General features: G+C 65.2%; 16 protein-coding genes. 6 read left to right on the top strand and 10 right to left on the bottom strand.

Features of this window, described 5'->3' with window-relative positions; translation table 11 throughout:
• Nucleotides 1–254: 254 nt before the first annotated feature.
• Nucleotides 255–1115: an FAD/NAD(P)-binding protein gene (locus ACQRCJ_RS03150; RefSeq protein WP_297139429.1), complete on the top strand. Its 861-nt coding sequence runs from the start codon at nucleotides 255–257 to the stop codon at nucleotides 1113–1115.
• A gap of 413 nt (nucleotides 1116–1528) precedes the next feature.
• Nucleotides 1529–1957 carry a TOBE domain-containing protein gene (locus tag ACQRCJ_RS03145; RefSeq protein WP_006008602.1) on the top strand — a complete coding sequence of 143 codons (429 nt, stop codon included), beginning with the start codon at nucleotides 1529–1531 and terminating at the stop codon, nucleotides 1955–1957.
• A gap of 248 nt (nucleotides 1958–2205) precedes the next feature.
• Here ACQRCJ_RS03145 and ACQRCJ_RS03140 read toward each other — a convergent pair whose 3' ends face one another.
• Complete coding sequence (locus tag ACQRCJ_RS03140) at nucleotides 2206–2664, bottom strand: nuclear transport factor 2 family protein (RefSeq protein ID WP_168934710.1); 459 nt, start codon at nucleotides 2662–2664, stop codon at nucleotides 2206–2208.
• Nucleotides 2665–2843: 179 nt separating this feature from the next.
• On the opposite strand from ACQRCJ_RS03140, the gene cysK reads away from it, so the two are divergent.
• Nucleotides 2844–3761, top strand: coding sequence for a cysteine synthase A (cysK, locus tag ACQRCJ_RS03135; protein WP_006008613.1), 918 nt, complete (start codon nucleotides 2844–2846; stop codon nucleotides 3759–3761).
• Between the two features lie 390 nt (nucleotides 3762–4151).
• Here cysK and ACQRCJ_RS03130 read toward each other — a convergent pair whose 3' ends face one another.
• From ACQRCJ_RS03130 to ACQRCJ_RS03105, 6 genes are all read right to left on the bottom strand, one after another.
• Entirely contained in the window at nucleotides 4152–4304 is a 153-nt protein-coding gene (locus tag ACQRCJ_RS03130) for a hypothetical protein (RefSeq protein WP_168934709.1), read from the bottom strand.
• A gap of 364 nt (nucleotides 4305–4668) precedes the next feature.
• Entirely contained in the window at nucleotides 4669–5310 is a 642-nt protein-coding gene (gene catB / locus ACQRCJ_RS03125) for a type B chloramphenicol O-acetyltransferase (RefSeq protein WP_297139449.1), read from the bottom strand.
• Between the two features lie 667 nt (nucleotides 5311–5977).
• Nucleotides 5978–6898: an agmatinase gene (gene speB, locus ACQRCJ_RS03120; protein ID WP_168934707.1), complete on the bottom strand. Its 921-nt coding sequence runs from the start codon at nucleotides 6896–6898 to the stop codon at nucleotides 5978–5980.
• A gap of 683 nt (nucleotides 6899–7581) precedes the next feature.
• Nucleotides 7582–9216: an L-lactate permease gene (locus ACQRCJ_RS03115; RefSeq protein WP_006008626.1), complete on the bottom strand. Its 1635-nt coding sequence runs from the start codon at nucleotides 9214–9216 to the stop codon at nucleotides 7582–7584.
• A gap of 299 nt (nucleotides 9217–9515) precedes the next feature.
• Entirely contained in the window at nucleotides 9516–10265 is a 750-nt protein-coding gene (locus tag ACQRCJ_RS03110; RefSeq protein WP_300706061.1) for a class I SAM-dependent methyltransferase, read from the bottom strand.
• Between the two features lie 2 nt (nucleotides 10266–10267).
• The gene (locus ACQRCJ_RS03105; RefSeq protein ID WP_168934705.1) at nucleotides 10268–10789 is read right to left on the bottom strand and encodes a hypothetical protein; all 522 of its coding nucleotides are present in this window, start codon (nucleotides 10787–10789) and stop codon (nucleotides 10268–10270) included.
• Between the two features lie 224 nt (nucleotides 10790–11013).
• Between ACQRCJ_RS03105 and ACQRCJ_RS03100 the strand changes: the two genes are divergently transcribed.
• Genes ACQRCJ_RS03100 through ACQRCJ_RS03090 form a run of 3 tightly spaced genes read left to right on the top strand, consistent with a single transcriptional unit; the run spans nucleotide 11014 to nucleotide 15075 of the window.
• Nucleotides 11014–13371, top strand: coding sequence for an ATP-dependent helicase (locus tag ACQRCJ_RS03100; RefSeq protein WP_427799343.1), 2358 nt, complete (start codon nucleotides 11014–11016; stop codon nucleotides 13369–13371).
• A gap of 1 nt (nucleotide 13372) precedes the next feature.
• Nucleotides 13373–14422 carry a thiamine-phosphate kinase gene (gene thiL / locus ACQRCJ_RS03095; protein WP_304015008.1) on the top strand — a complete coding sequence of 350 codons (1050 nt, stop codon included), beginning with the start codon at nucleotides 13373–13375 and terminating at the stop codon, nucleotides 14420–14422.
• 2 nt (nucleotides 14423–14424) lie between these two features.
• A complete protein-coding gene (locus tag ACQRCJ_RS03090; RefSeq protein ID WP_168934702.1) occupies nucleotides 14425–15075 on the top strand; it encodes a class II aldolase/adducin family protein in 651 nt (216 codons plus the stop codon).
• Between the two features lie 421 nt (nucleotides 15076–15496).
• Here ACQRCJ_RS03090 and thiF read toward each other — a convergent pair whose 3' ends face one another.
• From thiF to ACQRCJ_RS03075, 3 genes are all read right to left on the bottom strand, one after another.
• The gene (gene thiF, locus ACQRCJ_RS03085) at nucleotides 15497–16108 is read right to left on the bottom strand and encodes a sulfur carrier protein ThiS adenylyltransferase ThiF (protein WP_168934701.1); all 612 of its coding nucleotides are present in this window, start codon (nucleotides 16106–16108) and stop codon (nucleotides 15497–15499) included.
• Nucleotides 16109–16350: 242 nt separating this feature from the next.
• The gene (gene thiH, locus ACQRCJ_RS03080; protein ID WP_168934700.1) at nucleotides 16351–17475 is read right to left on the bottom strand and encodes a 2-iminoacetate synthase ThiH; all 1125 of its coding nucleotides are present in this window, start codon (nucleotides 17473–17475) and stop codon (nucleotides 16351–16353) included.
• Nucleotides 17476–17488: 13 nt separating this feature from the next.
• Nucleotides 17489–18274, bottom strand: a complete 786-nt coding sequence (locus ACQRCJ_RS03075; RefSeq protein ID WP_168934699.1) for a thiazole synthase — start codon at nucleotides 18272–18274, stop codon at nucleotides 17489–17491.
• Nucleotides 18275–18310 lie beyond the last annotated feature (36 nt).

Genomic DNA, 18310 nt, shown 5'->3' with positions numbered 1-18310 from the left:
AAAGCCATGCGCCCGTGGTCAAGGAAAGCCCGGTGCCGGCCGAAGCCGTGAAGGCCGAAGCCCCCGCCGTGGCCGAACCCGCCCAGGCTCCCGCCGTGGCCGAACCCGCCCAGGCTCCCGCCGTGGCTGAAGAAAAACCCGCCCGTACCCGCAAGAGCAAGGCCGCTGCCAAGCCCGCCGAAGCTCCCGCCCCCGCGGCGGAAGCCAAACCGGCCGCCAAGCCTGCCGTCCTCAAGCCCCGTGCCGACGGCGGCATGCTGCGCGAGATCACGCCCCGTCCCCAGCAGGCGGGCAACCCCTACAAGCCCATGCTGGCCACGGTGGTGGAGACCATCCAGGAGACCGGCAACATCAAGACCCTGCGCGTGGTCCTGGACGATCCCGATCAGATGGCCAACTTCACCTATGAGCCCGGCCAGGTGGGCCAGCTCTCGGTGTTCGGCGCCGGTGAATCCACCTTCGTCATCAACACTCCGCCTTCGCAGAAGGAGTACCTGCAGTTCTCCGTCATGCAGGCCGGTGAAGTGACCTCCGCCATCCATCGCCTGAGCCCCGGCGACAAGGTGGGCGTGCGCGCCCCCCTGGGCAACTTCTTCCCTTACAATGACTGGAAGGGGAAGAACATCTTCTTCGTGGGCGGCGGTATCGGCATGGCCCCCATCCGTACCATCATGCTGCACGTGCTGGAGCACAAGGCCGACTACGGCAAGGTGAGCCTGCTGTACGGCGCCCGTTCGCCGCGCGACATGGCCTTCAGCTACGAGCTGGAGGGCTGGCTGGCCAACCCCGACCTGGATTGCACGCTCTGCATCGACAATCCCTACGAAGGCTGGCCGCACAAGGTGGGTCTGATCCCCAACGTGCTGACCGAGCTGAACCCCAGCCCGGACAACTGCGTGGCCGTGCTCTGCGGCCCGCCGATCATGATCAAGTTCACCCTGCAGGCCCTGGAAAAACTGGGTTTCCAGCCCGAGAACATCGTGACCACGCTGGAAAAGCGCATGAAGTGCGGTATCGGCATCTGTGGCCGCTGCAACATCGGCAGCCACTATGTCTGCGTGGACGGCCCGGTGTTCACCATGGCCCAGCTCAAGGAACTGCCGCCCGAACTGTAGGCCGGCATCTTTGCTGCGTTTGAAGGAAGGGGTCTTCGGGCCCCTTCTTTTTTTTGTGCCCTGACCGGGGAGCGTCCCGGTACGACGGCGGCAAAAACGCCTGTCCGGGAGAGGTGTCCGTCCCCCCTGCCGGGCACGGGGAAGAAATGCCGTGATTCCGCTGGGCAAGATGTACTATATCACGATTTAATGACTTAAAAGTCACTATTTTGTGACAATCAATCGTGATTATCTTTTTTAAACATGATGAAATAATTTATTTTTTTTAACTGGTAAATTTTCCTGAAAATTGTCTGTCAAAAAGCGTGAATTTTCATCCGGGGACGTTTTCGTACCCTTTACAGCCCCTTTCCTTGTGCGTATATCCCCCTTGCGTAAGTACTCAACCTCCCACCGACATAAGGAGAAAAAATATGGAAACCAGCGCTCGCAATACTTTCTGGGGCACCATCAGCTCCGTGCGTCCCGGCGCCGTCAATGACGAGATCGAACTGACCATGCCTTCCGGCACCAAACTGGTGGCCTCCATCACCAAGGCCAGCACCGAACGTCTGGGCCTGGTCGAAGGCAAGGAAGCCTGCGCCCTGGTCAAGGCCAGCATGGTCATCCTGATGAACGATGCCGACCAGTACATCCTCTCCACCCGCAACCAGTTTTGCGGTACCGTGAAGAGCGTGACCCCCGGCGCCGTCAACGGCGAAGTGGTGGTGGACCTGGGTGCTGACGGCGAAATGACCTCCATCATCACCATGGGCAGCATCAGCAAGCTGGGCCTGGCCGAAGGCAGCAAGGTGACCGCCATCGTCAAGGCCACCAACGTGATCATGGCCGTCAAGAAGTAAGTCCTGTCGCTACGCGATATCCGAGGGCCGTCTCCGCAGGGAGGCGGCCCTTTTTTCATGTTCGCTGCGACGCCAGATGTCCTGTTGTCAGGGAAGAGGGCGTGCCCGTGCCCCCGGCCTTGCCCGGCCGGGAAAGGTCGGGGAGGCCCGGAAAAGGAAAGGCGCCTGGGCAGGGACGGTAGTGCTGCCCGGGGCCACAAAAAAAGGCTGCCCGCGGGCAGCCTTGAAATGTCGAATCCGGGAAGGGATCAGCGGATGGCGCAGTTGCCGTCACGGCAATCCTGCGAGGGGACCACGGGCGTGGCCTGGAAGAGGACGATCTTGGTCTCCTTGCCGACCTTGTTCAGGACCATGGTATAGCGCATCAGGCCCTGGGGCAGGGGGGGCGTGGCCGAGCCCTTGAGCTCGCCGTTGGCCGTGACCAGGGTCACGTCACCCATGACGGTGCTGCGCATGTTGCTGAGGCGGATACGGTCGATGACCAGCTTCCTTTCCTTGAGGCTCGCCAGGAAGTGTTCCTTGTCCTGGATATGCCCGTTGGCGCTGACATGCCAGTAATTGGGGGCCAGGAGCTTGTCCAGGGACTCCACATCACCGGTCATGAGGGCCTCGGCATACAGTTCGGTCACATCAGCCTTGGCCAGGGCCGCACCGGCAAAGATCAGGCTCAGGGCCAGCGATACAAGGAACATACGGAACAGCTTCATGATGCATCCTCCTTTGGAGCTAGGGATGGACGGTACCTGTTATAAAAAACGATACGGGGCATCATGAAAGCTGTCAAGCTGCGTCCCTTGTCAGGCCCGGCGCCGATTTGCAAAACATGCCCGGCTGGCATATATTGATGTTCTTCTTTTTATTCCCTGACTTTTAGCAAGGATACAGCATGCTCACCAATATTCTGCAAAGCATCGGCAGAACACCTTTGCTGCGTCTGAACGCTCTCGGCGCAGATCTGCCCGGTACGGTCTGGCTCAAGCTCGAAAACCGCAATCCCGGGGGATCCATCAAGGATCGCGTGGCCTTCCATGTGATCGACAAGACCATGGAGTGGGGCGACATCGAAGCCGGCGGCACCATCGTTGAGGCCACCAGCGGCAACCTGGGCATCGGCATCGCCCTGGTGGCTGCCGTGCGGGGCCTGCACTGCGTGCTGACCATGCCCGATTCCATGAGCGTGGAGCGCCGCAACCTGCTGCATGCCCTGGGCGCGGAACTGGTGCTGACCCCGGCCGCCGAAGGCATGAAGGGGGCCATCAAGGTCGCGGAAAAACTGGCGGAAGAGCGCAACGGCCTGCTGTTCGGGCAGTTCTCCAACCCGCTGGCCGTGGAGGCCCATTACCTCACCACCGGCCCCGAGATCCTTGCCGACAGCGTGGGCCATATGGACGTGCTGGTGGCCGGTGTGGGTTCCGGTTCGTCCATCACGGGCACGGGCCGCTTCCTCAAGGAGAACATCCCCGGCTTCAAGGTCATGGCCGTGGAACCGGCGGAATCCCCCGTCCTTTCCGGCGGACAGGCCGGACAGCACGGCATCCAGGGCATCGGGGCCAATTTCGTGCCCTCCATCCTGGACCGCAGCCTGCTGGACGAGATCATCCAGGTGCCCACGGCGGAGGCCATGGCTACGGCACGCCGCCTGATGCGCCTGCAGGGCGTGTGCGCGGGCATCTCCACCGGCGCCAACGTGCTGGCCGCCCTCAGCGTGGCCGCCCGTCCCGAGATGCAGGGCAAGAACATCGTGACCTTCGCCTGCGATACCGGCGAACGTTACATGTCCACGCCCCTGTTCCGTCAGGACTAGTTTTTGCGGGAGGCCCCGGGGCCTCCTGATGACGAGCTGTAAAAAAGCCCCCTCCATGAGGGGGCTTTTTTTGTGGCCTTGGTGACGACCATGCATGGCCGGGTACAACGCGCCGGGGGGCCAGGGAGGGCCCTTGCCTCAGGGCCGTCGCCGGGCAGTCCGCAAGGGTATCTGGAGGGATACGGGGTCTTTTGCGGCATCTGCGCCAACGCCGGGGGACCTCACCAGGGCACAGCCGAGGCCTTCCCCCGTTGGGCGTCACCGGATCCTTCTTAGCCCGCCTGCTGCAGCAGATCGCCCAGGAAGGCGTAGGCGAAGATAAACGATGACGGAAGGCCATCCCGCAGGGCAGGGCCCGGCAGGATACGGCAAAGGGGACGTGACGGCCTGTCAGCAGGCAGCGCGCATCACAGACGTCCGGCCCATGACGGGGATGGACGAGCGGGAAGGATGCAGGACATGACGGCGTGTCCGGAAGATGATCCGGTCACGGACGGGGCCGTACTGGAAGACAGACGGCGGAAAAAGACGGGAACGGGACATGGAGACCTCCTCGCAGGGCTGGTGCCGCCTGCGGGAAGGTGGACGCAAGGCAGGCGATCAGCGTGACGGGACAGATACCTGGATACTGGGAGGGATGGGACTGTCAGATGACATGGGAACTCCTTGCGTGACATGGCCGTCAGCTCGACGGCCCGTTTCCTATGGTACAGATAGGAATAGAAGTCCAGCAAAAAAGCCGGGATAGCGATGACGTCACAAAAATGTCGTCACGGCGCAGGGCTGCAGGGGGCTTTCCGTCGCATGCGTGTTCTCCGGCCGGAAGCCAGGGCCTGCGGCGTCTGCCCGGACAGGGAGAGGCCTGTTTGTCCGGGCAGGCATCCTGCAAGAGCGGCAGGCGGCAGCCTTAGTCCTGCACGGCATTCCGGCCGCTGCGCCAGAACTCGTGGAGCCGTTCCACCTGGCCGGAGCAGAGCAGGGGCATGGCCGCGTTGATACGCTCCAGCGGCCAGTCCCACCAGCGCATCTCCAGCAGCATGGCTATCCGTTCCTGGCTGAAACGTCGGCGCAGCTGACGGGCGGGCATGCCGGCCACCACGGCATAGGGTTCCACGTCCGCGGTCACTACGGCGCGTGCGGCGATGACAGCGCCGTCTCCGATGCGTACGCCGGGCATGATCATGGCTTCCGTACCGATCCAGACGTCGTTGCCCACCACGGTGTCCCCGGCGCGGACGAAGCCGTCTACGGCCCCCTGGAAGCCCGCCTCTTCCGGCATGTAGAAAAAGGGGAAGGTGGCGATCCAGTCCATGCGATGGCCCTGATTGCCCGCCATGATGAAGCTGGCGCCGCTGCCGATGGAACAGAAGGAACCGATGATGAGCTTGTCCACGTCATCGCGTTCCGGGCTCAGATAGCGGGCGCAGTCGTCGAAGCTGTGGCCGTGGTAATAGCCGGAGTAATAGCTGTAGCGGCCCGCACGGATGTTGGGGTTGCGGATCTGCTGGTCCAGAGGGACGCCCTTGAAGGGACTTTCAAAGAGATTCATGGCGCTTCCTTGCGGGAGGGCAGGCGGGGAGAAGGACCTTTTTGAAGCATTTCGTTCCTTTTCCCGGAGCATCGCCGTTCCTGACGGCCACGGTCTTGCGGCCACCATCCGGTCAGCTCCCCCTCCCCAATACGTTTATCCGGTTGCGTATGGCGGTCCCGTCTTCGGGCAGCGGGGCTGTCGTCGTGCGTTGCCGCGGGCGGGCCGGGAGTTGGGAGAGCATGGTAGCCGGGGCCTGTGGAGGATGCAATGGCTGTGGCCGGATGGGCCATGGGAAAGCGGCGTATCCATGCACGCAGAGCATGCCGCAGGGCACGCCAGCCTGCCGTATCGGAACAGGGCCGCAGCGGACGGGCTCTCTGAAATCGCTCCTCTGTGCGAGGATGGCCAAAGCAAAAAAAAAACCTGTGCCCCCTTTGGGGACACAGGCAGGAAAAGCAGGCTGGTGAAGGGGGAGTTTTTGGGGGAAGCCCTCTCGCATCGACAGCAGAGATGCGACCGGATGGAGGCCGCAGGCCGTGCCCGTTAGCGAGAAAGACGCCGCACGGGATCACCGGCAACGAGGAGGGGCCCTGAAAGTCAGCGCCGTTGGCGATACGGGCCCGACGGACATCGCCGGCAGGATGCGGGGTAGCCTTTCTTCCTCCAAAGCAGGATGCCCCGGCCGTTATGCCTTGCGGGGCAGGCCGGCGCGCTGGGCAAAGCCCATGAGGGCGTGGGTGAGCTTGGCGGCGGTGAAGTCCGCATGATGCAGGCCCGGCAGGGGAGCCAGCTCCACCACGTCCATGCCGACCATGCTGCGGCCCTGCAGGCAGCGCTCGATGAGCAGCAGGGCCTGATGCCAGAACAGGCCGCCGGGCGAAGGCGTGCCCGTGGCGGGCATCAGCGAGGCATCCAGACCGTCCACGTCGAAGGTGATGTAGAGGCGGCGGGGAAAGTCCGCGGGCAGGGGCTGTTCCGGCAGGCCCTGGCGGAAGAGGACGTCGGCGTCATAGTGCAAGACATTGTACTGGCGGCGCACCTCCACTTCTTCGCGGCAGAAGTCGCGCATGGCGAACTGGGCCAGCGGCAGGCCAAGGTCGGCCACGGCCCGGTGCATGACGCTGGCGTGGGAATAGATGGAGCCTTCATACTGGGAACGCAGGTCCGCATGGGCATCGAACTGCACCACGCCAAAGGGCTCGCCCGTATGTGCGGCCTCGGCGGCCAGGGCACGCAGGGCGCCCAGGCTCACGGTATGCTCACCGCCCAGGATGACGGGCAGGGCCTTGCAGCGCAGGGCGTGGGCCGTGGCGGCTTCGATGCGGTCCAGCACGGTCTCGATGGGGGCATCACAGTCCACGGCAGGGGCGGTGTACAGGCCCGCTTCTCCCGGGGCGCTGATGCCGTCCCAGGCCTCCAGCTGCTGCGAGGCGGAAAGGATGGCGGCCGGGCCGTGGGCGGTGCCGCCCCCGTAGGAGACGCTTTGCTCCAGCGGGACCGGGATGATATGGAAGGCGGCCTGTTCCGGCCGGGCCGGTTCGTATTCCGAGGCCAGGAAATGGCTTTCGTCGAATTCCTGATGACAGACGGTGACGGGGCTGGACATGCTCGTGTCTCCAGACAGAAAAACGGCCTGCTGGGGGGGCAGGCCGTTTAGGTTGAACTGTCAGTAAGAAAGGAAGGTACTTAGCTTACTGCATAAGGCGTGCCAAAATATCCAGCGAGGAATGTTTTTCTATCTTGCTGTTTTTATTGTTTTTATTGTTCGCTATGAGCGAAAAGGCCGTTTAATTTTTTTTACATAAGCCCTGCCGAAGCCATACGGGGGGACAAAAATATTGCACACTCCCCTTTCCAGGGGGTGGCCGGTCAGGGCTGCGGCGATCCGGTACGGCCGCCGGCTGCGGTGCTTTCCGGGCGTTTTTTTGCCCTTTCCGGGCAGGTCGGGCCCTGGGGGCACGCCGTCCTGCCTCCCATACTATGGGGAGCGGGGCCGCTGCAAGAAAAAAGCGGGAGCGGTCAAAAAAGCTGGCTTCGGGCGCGGTAGCATCGCCTTGCCGGTTCAGGGATTTTGTCCCTGGACCGGCCATGTTTTGGGAGAGGCGTGCGGGCGGGAAAGACGCTTGCGGAAGCGGTCTGGGCCCTGTCCGGGCAGAGCTGCCATAGCCGCCGGACGGCAGCGGGGAGCCCATCGCGGCAGAAGGCCGCCAGACACAGGAAAAGGGCCCCGGAAGACCGGGGCCCTTGCCGACGTTGGTCTGTCAGGCCCTCAGGCCTGGGCCATACCCGTTAGGGCAGCATCCAGGAAAGGGGACCAGCCTGCAGGTAGGCCAGCACGCAGAGCACCAGGGTCATGCCGATGCTGTGACCGATGGTGAAGCGGAAGAGCTTGCCTTCCTGACCGGCATTGTTGGTGGCGGCGGTAGCCACGGACAGGGACTGGGGCGAGATCATCTTGGCGGTCACGCCACCGGAGGCGTTGGAGGCCACGGCCAGTTCGGGGCGCATGCCCACGGCCAGGGCGGTGTCCTTCTGCATGCCGCCGAACAGGGCGCAGGAGGACGTGTCGGAACCGGTCAGGAACACGCCCAGCCAGCCCAGCAGGGGAGAGAAGAAGGGGAACAGCCAGCCGGTGTGGGTGAAGGCCAGACCCAGGGTGGAGCTCATGCCGGAGTAGTTCATCAGGTAAGCCAGGCCCAGGATCATGGCGATGGTCAGGATGGGGAAGGTCAGCTGCTTCAGGGTACGCATGAAGCAGGCGATGGCCTTGCCGTAACCGTACTTGGGCATGAAGGGCACGGACACCAGACCGGACAGCAGGATGGCGGTACCGCCAGCGGACAGCCAGTTGAAGGTGAACTTGGCGCCGTACACGGCGTCAGCCTGCACGATGGGGGCGGTCTTCATGACTTCGCCATCCAGGCCGGGCCAGGAGATGTTGAACACGGTGCCGGGCAGGCCGTTGAGGATGGCCTTGAAGGAGCCCAGGCCCCAGAAGAACACGAACACGGCCAGCACCAGGTACGGGGCCCAGGCGCGCAGCACGACGGCCAGAGGATAGCCCTGGCCTTCCAGGTTGGAGGGAGCTTCGCCTTCGAAGCGGAAGATGCTCTTGGGCTGCCAGACCTTGAGCAGCAGCATCAGGGCCACGATGGTGGCGATGGCGGAACCGATGTCGGGCAGGGTCGGGCCGTGGAAGTTGGCCAGCAGGAACTGGGCGCCGCCAAAGGCCACACCGGCCACGATGATGGCGGGCAGCACTTCCATGGAACGCTTGAAGCCGCACATGACCACGCAGACCCACAGGGGCACGATCAGGGACAGCAGGGGCAGCTGACGACCGGCAATGGCGGAGACGGTCATCTGGTCAAGGCCGGACACCTGGGCGGCCACGATCAGCGGCACACCGATGGCGCCGAAGGCCACGGGGGCGGTGTTGGCGATCAGGGCGATACCGGCGCCCCACAGCGGGGTGAAGCCCAGGCCCACCAGCATGGCGGCGGCGATGGCCACGGGGGTGCCGAAACCGGCGGTGCCTTCGATGAAGCAGGAGAAGGCGAAGGCGATGAACAGGGCCTGCAGACGACGGTCGTCCGTCAGGCGGGCCAGGGAGTCTTTGATGATCTCGAACTCACCGGATTCCACGGTCATGTTGTAGACCCACACGGCCGTGATGACGATCCAGACGATGGGGAACAGGCCGAAGCAGGCCCCCAGTGCCACGGAGTTGACTGCCAGGCCTACCGGCATTTTCCAGACCAGGATGGCCACCAGCAGGGCGCCCACCAGACCGGCCACGGCGGCGATATGACCTTTCGCCTGCCGGAAAGCCAGCATGTAGAACAGAATGATCAGCGGTACGGATGCCGCCAGTGCCGACAGGCCGATGCCTCCCAGAGGTTCGTAAACCTGAGTCCAAGCCATCTTTCTCTCCCTTCTACTAGAAAAGCGTGCCGTCGGTCCGTCCGGCCCCTGCCCGAGGACAGGCGACACAAATACATCCTTAACGCTAAGATTATGCTGGCAATGATGAAAATGCAATAGGTTAGGGATAAAAAGGGGGGTTATTTCCGTTATTTTCAGGCTTGGCCGATTTTTTTAATTTATTGAATTTAATAGCTATTTTTATGTTATGAAATAGTTCATGAAATATTTTTTCAAGCTTTTTCTGACAGGAAAATCCTGTAAAAAAAGCCCTTTCCGGGGCTCTTCCTGTCTGCGGATCAGCGCTGCCGTACCGGCAGGCGTTCGGCCAGCAAAATACTTTCGCCGTGGGTCTCCCGGTTGGCGTCCCGGCAGTGCAACACACGCCAGCGCCGCGGCTCCAGACGGGCCAGTCGTTGGGCAAGGGCGGCCTCTTCGGCGGCGCCGCCTTCATGGCCGGTATAGCAGTGCAGGCTCAGGCAGCCCTGCGGGGCCAGCCGCTCCAGCAGGGCATCCACGGCCGCCAGACTGCCCGCCGCCGTGGTGGTGCAGCGTTTGTCCGTGCCCGGCAGGTAGCCGAAATTGAAGATGCCCGCCAGCAGGGGGCGTTGCCTGTCCGCTTCGGGCAGGGCGTCCAGCAGCTCCGGCAGGCCCGCATGGGAATGGAGGACGAGACGGATGTCCGTCGTCCCGGAAGGGAGGGGGGACAGGGCGCAGGCCGCCGCTGCCGAGACACAGCAGCGCGCCGCCATGCCTGCCTGCTCCAGTCGTGCCCGGCTGGCCTGCAGGGCGGCCTCCTGGATGTCCAGGGCCAGCAGCAGGCTGCCCGCCGGGGCCTGACGGGCCAGGAAGAGGCAGTCGTGGCCGTTGCCGGCCGTACCGTCCAGCAGCAGGGGGGGCTGCCCGCCGCCGTTGTCGCGCCAGGCCGCCAGGGCCCGGAGCACGGCGCTGTGCGCCACGGCGTCCAGAAGCGAAGGCCGGGGCGGTCGCAGGACCGTCCCGGCGCGGAATGGGCTTGCCGCCCCGGAGGCGGCCACAGGATCTGCCATGACTAGTGGGTGGTGCCGTTACCTTCGGCGCGCGGCGCGGCCATGCGGGTGGCCAGTTCCTTCACCTGGTCCGTGGAACACCACTGGGCGAACAGTTCGCGCCAGCTGCCGAACTCCATGAAGTTCTGGTCCAGCTGGTTCTCGTGCATCTGTACCCAGGCGTTGAACAGCTGCATACGGGTCTGGAAGGTGGTGCTGTCGAACACGGTCTCGGCCATGCGCTGGGGCATGACCTTGCCGTCCAGGTGTTCCATGACGAAGGAACAGACGGCCTGCTGCGACAGGGCAAAGCTGATCTCCTTGCCGTTCAGGCTCTCGGCCAGGGGCAGCAGATCGGGGTACAGCTCCTTGATGCGCTGCATGCCCTGCTCGGGGATGGCCACGAACAGGGGCTTTTCCGCGCCTTCTTCCACCGGCGCATCCAGCTTTTCAGTGAGGAAATAGAAACGGATCCAGTTCTCGAACATCACGGTTTCCAGGATGCGCAGGACGGCATTCTGGAATTCTTCTTGAGGCGTAGGCATGGAAAATCCTTTGTGCAAAAAATTTCAAGCTACTTTACGATTCCCGTCCGGCGGCGTCAACTGGTGGAGGAATTTTCCTTTTTTTACTGAAGGGGAGACCGGATAGGGGAAGGATGCGCCGAGGGCTGGAGCCTGTGGAGGGACGACCCACCGCGGTCCCCCCCGGCGGGATGGCCCTGTGGGCTCCTCTGGCCTGCCCAGCGCCTTTATGCTAATCTGTAACGATGATTGATTACGCGCACGCGCTCAACAGCGCCCAATACGAGGCCGCCACCTGTGGCGACGGGCCGGTCCTGGTAGTGGCCGGCGCCGGTTCCGGCAAGACCCGCACCATCACCTACCGCCTGTCCTGGCTGGCGGATCACGGCGTCCCGCCGGAATCCATGCTGCTGCTCACCTTCACCCGCAAGGCGGCGCAGGAGATGCTGCAGCGGGCCGCGGCCCTGTCCGACCATGCCCTGAGCCTGGTGCAGGGCGGGACCTTCCACTCCTTCGCTTTCGGCGTGCTGCGCCGTTACCGTCCCGACTGGCTGGAGGACCGCCCCTTCACGGTCATGGACAGCGCGGACATCAACGCGGCGGTCAAGGCCTGCAAGGACGATCTCCGGCTGGGCAAGGGCGACCGCTCCTTCCCGCGCACCCAGGCCATCGTGGGCTTTTTGAGCAAGGCCCGGAACAAGGAGATGCGCCTGGACGAGGTCCTGCAGCGCGAGGCCTTCCACCTGCTGCCCTATGCCGAGCCGCTGATGCAGCTGGGCGAGGCCTACGATGCCTACCGCAAGGAAAAGGGCCTGCTGGACTACGACGATCTGCTGTTTGAGCTGGAGCATCTGCTGCGTACCAACGAGCGCGCGGCCGAGAACCTGCGCCGCCGCTACACGCACATTTTGGTGGACGAATATCAGGACACCAACCTGGTTCAGGCCCGCATCGTGCGTCTGCTGGCCGGGCCGGAGGGCGAAGGCATGCCGCCGGGCAACGTCATGGCCGTGGGCGACGAGGCCCAGTCCATCTATGCCTTCCGTGGCGCCAACGTGCGCAACATCCTCGATTTTCCCAAGCTTTTCCCCGGGGCCCGCATCATCCGGCTGGAGGAGAACTACCGCTCCACCAAGCCCATCCTGGACGTGGCCAACAACCTGCTGGAAAACGCCACGGAATCCTTCCGCAAAAAACTGTTCACCCGCAAGGAGGGCGGCGTGCCGGTACGCCTGGTGACGCCCCTCAGCGACATGAGCCAGGCCAAGCTGGTGGTGCGCCGCATCGAGGACCTGCTGACCCGGCACCTGCCGCACGAGATCGCCGTGCTCTTCCGGGCGGGGTTCCATTCCTACCATCTGGAAATGGCCCTCAACCAGGCGGGCATCGCCTTCCGCAAGTACGGCGGCCTGCGCTACACCGAGGCGGCCCACGTCAAGGACGTCATGGCCTACGCCCGCCTGCTGCTCAACCCGCTGGACATGCCCGCCTTCTCGCGCGTGGCCGAGCTGCACGAGGGCATCGGCCCCAAGACCGTGCTCAAGCTCTATAACGTGGCCCAGAGCGCCGACGGCCCGGCCCTGGACAAGGCCTGTGCCCGCTTCCCCTCCTTCCGCGAGGACCTGCGCTTCATCGCCGAGATGCGCGCCCGCCCGCTGCATCCGGTGACGGCGCTGGAGCTCATCGTGGACCATTACCGCCCCGTGCTGGAGAGCCGCTATCCCGAAGACTGGCCCCGCCGCCAGCAGGGACTGGAAGAGATCCTGCAGATGGCCTCGGGCTACAACGATCTGGATCTGTTCCTGGCCGATCTGGCCCTGGATTCCCCCGACGAGGAAGACGAGGACAACGAGGGCCGCATCACCCTCTCCACGGTGCACTCGGCCAAGGGCCTGGAGTGGAACGCCGTGCTGATCATCGACCTGGTGGAGGACCGCTTCCCCTCGCGCCACGCCTTGGCACGGCCCGAAGATTTCGAAGAAGAACGCCGCCTGATGTACGTGGCCTGCACCCGCGCCCGGCAGGAGCTGGACCTGTATTCGCCGGCCACCATCTACAGCAAGGCCGAGCAGGGCACGCAGCATGTGGCCCAGAGCCCCTTCGTGCGCGAGCTGCCCGCCGGGCTGACCGAGGAGTGGGTGGAAAGTTACGGCGGCGGCCTGAGCAAACGGGCGCGCGGCGGCATGTTCGCCGATCCCTTTGGCGGCCGTCCGGCCCCGTCCGGCCCCGGCGCGGGCTTTGGTCGCGGCCGTCATGCGGGCCTTGCCGCCCCTGCCGGGCTCAGCCCGGCCCAGCGTCTGGCCGCCACCCGCGCCCTGCAGGATGCCGATGACTGCCAGCTGCCCCCGGACGAACGGCCGGGAGGCACCGCGGGGGGGCGTCCGGCTGCTGCGCCTGCCGCTCCCGCCGCTGACGCTGCCGGAGGTTCGGTGCTGGCGGCCGCCGGGGCCGTGGCCGCGGGCAAGCGCCCCTGCTTCTGTCGCCACAAGATCTTCGGCCGGGGCAAGATCCTCGGCCTCATGCCCCCGAACAAAGTACAGGTGAGTTTTGCCGGTTTCGGGATCAAGGTCATCCTGGCCGACTATCTGCAACTGGAGGACTGATATGTCCCAGCCTTCGCGCGCTTCTGAAGACAGCATCCTTGCCTGTCTGGCCCGGCATTTCCCGGCCACGCATCCTTCCCTGCTGCTGGGCAGGGGCGACGACTGCGCCGTGCTCAAGGCCGGCACGCCCCTGTGCGTGAGCAGCGACCTTTTTCTGGAGGATGTCCACTTCCGGCGCTCCTATTTCACGCCCGAAGAGATCGGCCACAAGGCCCTGGCCGTCAATGTGAGCGACATCGCGGCCTGCGGCGGCCGCCCGCTGGCCTTCACCCTGGCCCTGGGCCTGCCCGATGACGTGGATGCGCTGTGGCTCGACCGCTTTTTCTCCGGCATGGCCGCTCTGGCGCAGGAACAGCGTCTGGCCCTGGCGGGCGGCGACTTGTCCCGCAGTCCCTTCCTGCACGTGAGCATCACCATCTGGGGCGAGTCCTACACGGGCGGGGACTTCCTCGTGCGGGGCGGCTCCATGCCCGGGGACAGCCTGTTCGTGGTGGGCCGTCCGGGCCTGGCCCGCGTGGGTCTGCAGGTACTGGAAAAGGAAGGCCGGGCCGCGCTGGAGCACTGGCCCGCTGCCTGCGCCGCGCATCTTTTGCCCGTGCCGCAGGTGGATGCCGGGCTCATGCTGGCCCGTGCGGGCGCCAATGCCCGGCCCCCGGCACTGATGGATCTTTCCGACGGCATCATGCGCGATTTGCCGCGCCTGCTGGGCCGCACCGGCGAGAGCCGGGCCCGGCGCGAAGGCGACACGGGCACCGCCACGGACAGCGGCCTGGGCGCGGCCATCCTGCTGCCGCAGGGCATGCTCCATCCCGAAGTGGTGCGCCATGCCCGCGAGAACGGGCTCAATCCCGTGCACGAAGCCCTGCTGGGCGGCGAGGATTACGCCCTGCTGGGCTCCTGCGCCCCGGACATGCTGCCCATCCTGCATGCGGCCATCCCCGGCTTCATGAGCATCGGCACCATCACCGATGACGGGGAGCTGACCTGCAACAACGAGCCGCTGGACGCACTCCAGGGCTTTGACCATTTTGCCGTATCCACGGAGGCCTAGCCGTGCCCTTTCCTTGTTTCCATCAGCGTCAGGGCCGGGACATCGCCCTGGCCGCCCTGCCGTCGTCCATCGTCCGGGAGCTGGCCGAAGTCTGCCGTGAAGCCTGGCACGGCGGCATGCTGGCCGGTTGCAACGGTAACGCCAGCTGCCGCTGGCAGAGCCCCGAAGGCGAGCGCATCGTCATCACCCGCAGCGGCGCGGCCAAGGGGCGCCTGACGCTCCGGGACCTGTGCGTGCTGGATGCCCGGAGCGGCGCCACCCTGTACGGCGGTCCTTCGTCCAGCGAAGGCCTCATGCATCTGGAAGTCTATGCGGCCCGGCCCCGGTGCGGGGCCATCCTGCACACCCACCCCCGGCAGCTGCTGGCCCTGGCCCTGAAACTGGAATGCCAGCCGGGCTGGCAGGAGCGTTTTTTGAAACTGCCGGTCTTCGAGTCCGGTGTCTGGCGGGCCCGGCTGGGCTACGCCCCGGCCTTCGAGCCCGGCACCCGCGAGCTGGCCGAGGCCGTGGGACAGGCAGCCCGTGACTTCGAGGCTGTGTGGATGACCCGCCACGGCCTGTGCGCTTCGGCCCCCTGCCTGGGCCAGGCCCTCACCCTCAGCGAAGAACTGGAACATCTGGCCGCCATCCAGCTGCTGGCCGGATCGTGTTAGTTGTTTGAGGGGGCCCCTTCGCTGTCGATGCCCGTAGCTTCCTTTGTCGCTAACGGGCACGGCCCTGCGGGCCATATTTTGAGGGGAGGGGAGCCCCCTCTGCTGGCGCGAGAGGGGTCCCCCCTCCCCTCAAGCTCCCCATCCCCTCCCCAGCGCGCTTTATCAGAACGTACGGCCCCGGACTGCCATGCAGTCCGGGGCCGTACGTTCGTCATGGCTCTGGGCAGGTGCCGACAAGGGGCATCCTGTCGTTATGGGGAGACATGGAGAAAAAGGGGCGGGCCATCCCTTTGTCCGTAGCGGTGAGGCAGCCGCCAGCCGTACCCTCTGGCGACACAGGCAGCTGTGGGCGTGGGCACGTCTTCCTTGCCGGGCAGCGTCAGGCGCAAGGCATCAGGGGGAGGAGCCTCTCAGAAAAGGCCTATTCCACGCCGGTGAGGATGAATTCCAGCATGGCGTCGGCCAGCAGGGCCGCGGCCTCGGTCACGCGCGGGGCCAGGGGCGGATATTCGAGGATGTCGGTCTCGAAGTCGCCCACCAGCACCAGATTGCCCAGCACGCGTTTTTGCATGGGCTTGCCGCCAAAGCCGCCCATGCCCGAGGCACTGGTGATGCGGCGGCCCGAGAGCATGACCTTTTCCACCAGCAGGCGCTTGTCCGCCGCGCCGTCCATGGCTTCCAGCCACAGGGGGCAGCGGGTCACCAGCTCGTCCACGTTGGCGGCGTCGATACGCAGGCGACAGGTCTCCACCCGGGCGTCGGGGTTCAGCTCCCGCACCAGTTCGGCCAGGGCCTCCACCTTGGGACGGCCCAGATGCCGGGGCCAGAACTGCTGCCGGTTGAGGTTGGACGCGTCCACCACGTCATCGTCGATGAGCAGGAAATGTTCCACACCGCTGCGGGCCAGCATCAGGACGGCATTGGAGCCCAGACCGCCCGCACCGGCCACGCCCACCCGGGCGGTCCGCAGGGCCTCCAGCCGGGCCGGGGAAAGATAGCGCGTCAGGCCCTGACGCAATACGTTCTCACTCATGGCAGACTCCCTGAAAAACGGTTTACGGATGGATGCGTCCAAACTTCATCCTGAAACAGCCCTTTCCGGGCCGCATCCACGGAATGGACAGGGACCCGGCCACAACGGGCGAACCCGGCCCACATGAAGAGGTGGACTGCCCCGCCCCCGTATGAAAAGGAGGGACGTCTTTCCGGCGGAAAGACGTCCCTCCCGAATAAAGCGCGCTGGGGAGGGGGCCCCCTCCCCTCACAACACTCAGCCTAGGCGTGGGTCAGGGTGGGGTCTTCCCAGTCCTTGATGACGGCCTGATAGCCGTTTTTGGTCAGGTCGGCGATCATCTGTTCCACGCTGCGGTGGTCGGTGATGTCGAACTGGCCGCTGTTGTCGGCGTGGGTCTTGCGGCCGCCCACGGCGGTGGACACACCGGCCGAGACGCGGGTCACGCCCAGCGGGATCAGGTGGTCACGCATGAAGGCGCTCTCGCGGCTGGAGCAGGTAATGGACGAGCGCGGCAGGAAGCAGCGCAGGGCCGTCACATACTGCACGAAGCGGCGGTCATCGAGGGCGTGCGGGATGTCGAAACTGCCCTCGTGCGAGCAGATGCGGGGGATGGACAGGCCCACGTCCACGCCGGGGTAATGGCGCAGCAGCCACCAGGCGTGCAGGCCGGTGGCGAAGGCGTCCTGTTCGAACTCGTCCAGGCCCAGCAGGGCGCCCAGGCCCAGGGAGCGCATGCCCGCGCGGGCGGCGCGCTCGGGGGCGTTGAGACGGAAGGCGTAGTCCTTCTTGGGGCCCACCGGATGCAGCCAGTCGTAGAGCTCGGGATTGTAGGTCTCCTGGAACATGGTCATGCTGTCCACGCCGCTTTCCACCATGAGGCGGTATTCGTCCTCGGTCATGGAGTAGACTTCGATGCCCACGCTGGCGAACAGGGGCTTGATGCGGCGGGCGACCTCCGCGATGTACTCGGGCGAGGAGAGTTTGCGGGCATCGCCGGTGAGCAGCAGGATGTGCTGCAGGCCCATGTCCGCGATGGCCTTGGCTTCGTCGTAGGCCTCTTCGGGGCTCAGGTGGCGGCGCGGCTGCTTGTTGTTGGCGTTGAAGCCGCAGTAACGGCACTGGTTGGTGCAGTAGTCCGACACGTAGAGCGGCGTGAACAGGTTCACGGCCCGGCCGAAGTAGCGCAGGGTCAGCTCATGGGCGCGCTGGGCCATCTGCTCCAGCAGGGGCGCGGCCGCCGGCGAGAGCAGGGTCAGGAAGTCGGCGGGCTGCAGGTAGTCCTTGCGCAGCACGGCGCGCACCTGGTCTTCGGTGGCGCTGGCGGCTATCTGGCTGCGGCGTTCGCGCGGCCAGTTGTTTTCCAGATATTGCTGAAAGTTTTCCATGTCCGCCCCCGACCTAGCGCAGGAAGCCCGTCAGCGGAGAGGAGGCCTGGGCGCCTTCGCCGCAGGCACGCACGGCACCGGGACCGGCCAGCCAGGCGGCGCGACCGGCTTCCACGGCCTGACGGAAGGCACGGCCCATGAGCACCGGATCGGTGGACGAGGCGATGCCGGTGTTCACCAGGCAGGCGGCGGCGCCCATCTCCATGGCCTCGCAGGCATGGGAGGGCAGGCCGATACCGGCGTCCACCACGATGGGCAGGTCGATCTCTTCGATGAGGATGCCGATCATCTCGCGGGTGCGCAGGCCGCGGTTGGTGCCGATGGGCGCGCCCAGGGGCATGACGGCGGCGGCACCGGCATCCGCGCAGGCGCGGGCCACATAGAGGTCGGGGTTGATGTAGGGCAGCACGGTGAAGCCTTCCCTGGCCAGGATCTCGGTGGCCTTGGCGGTCTCGTAGCCGTCGGGCAGCAGGTGGCGGGTATCGGAGATGACTTCGATCTTGATCCAGTCGCCGCAACCGGCGGCGCGGGCCAGACGGGCCAGGCGCACGGCCTCTTCGGCGGTGCGGGCGCCGGAGGTGTTGGGCAGCAGACGCATGTGGGAGGGGATGTGGCCCACGATGCCCTGCTGGCCTTTTTCCACGCGGCGCATGGCCACGGTGATCACCTGCGCGCCGCTGCTGGCGCAGACGTCGGGGATGAGGGCGTCATTGCTGTATTTGCCGGTACCGATGAACAGGCGGCTCTGCAGTTCCACGCCGCCGATGATGAGGGGATCGTTGTTCTGAAAATCGCTCATGATGGTCTCCTGCGGCCGACCGGGCCGCGCGGTGCG

It is taken from the genome of Desulfovibrio sp. SGI.102 (genome assembly GCF_050314315.1).
GTDB lineage: Bacteria > Desulfobacterota > Desulfovibrionia > Desulfovibrionales > Desulfovibrionaceae > Desulfovibrio.
The sequence above is the reverse complement of the archived record's forward strand: the minus strand, read 5'-3'. Positions and strand labels throughout refer to the sequence as shown.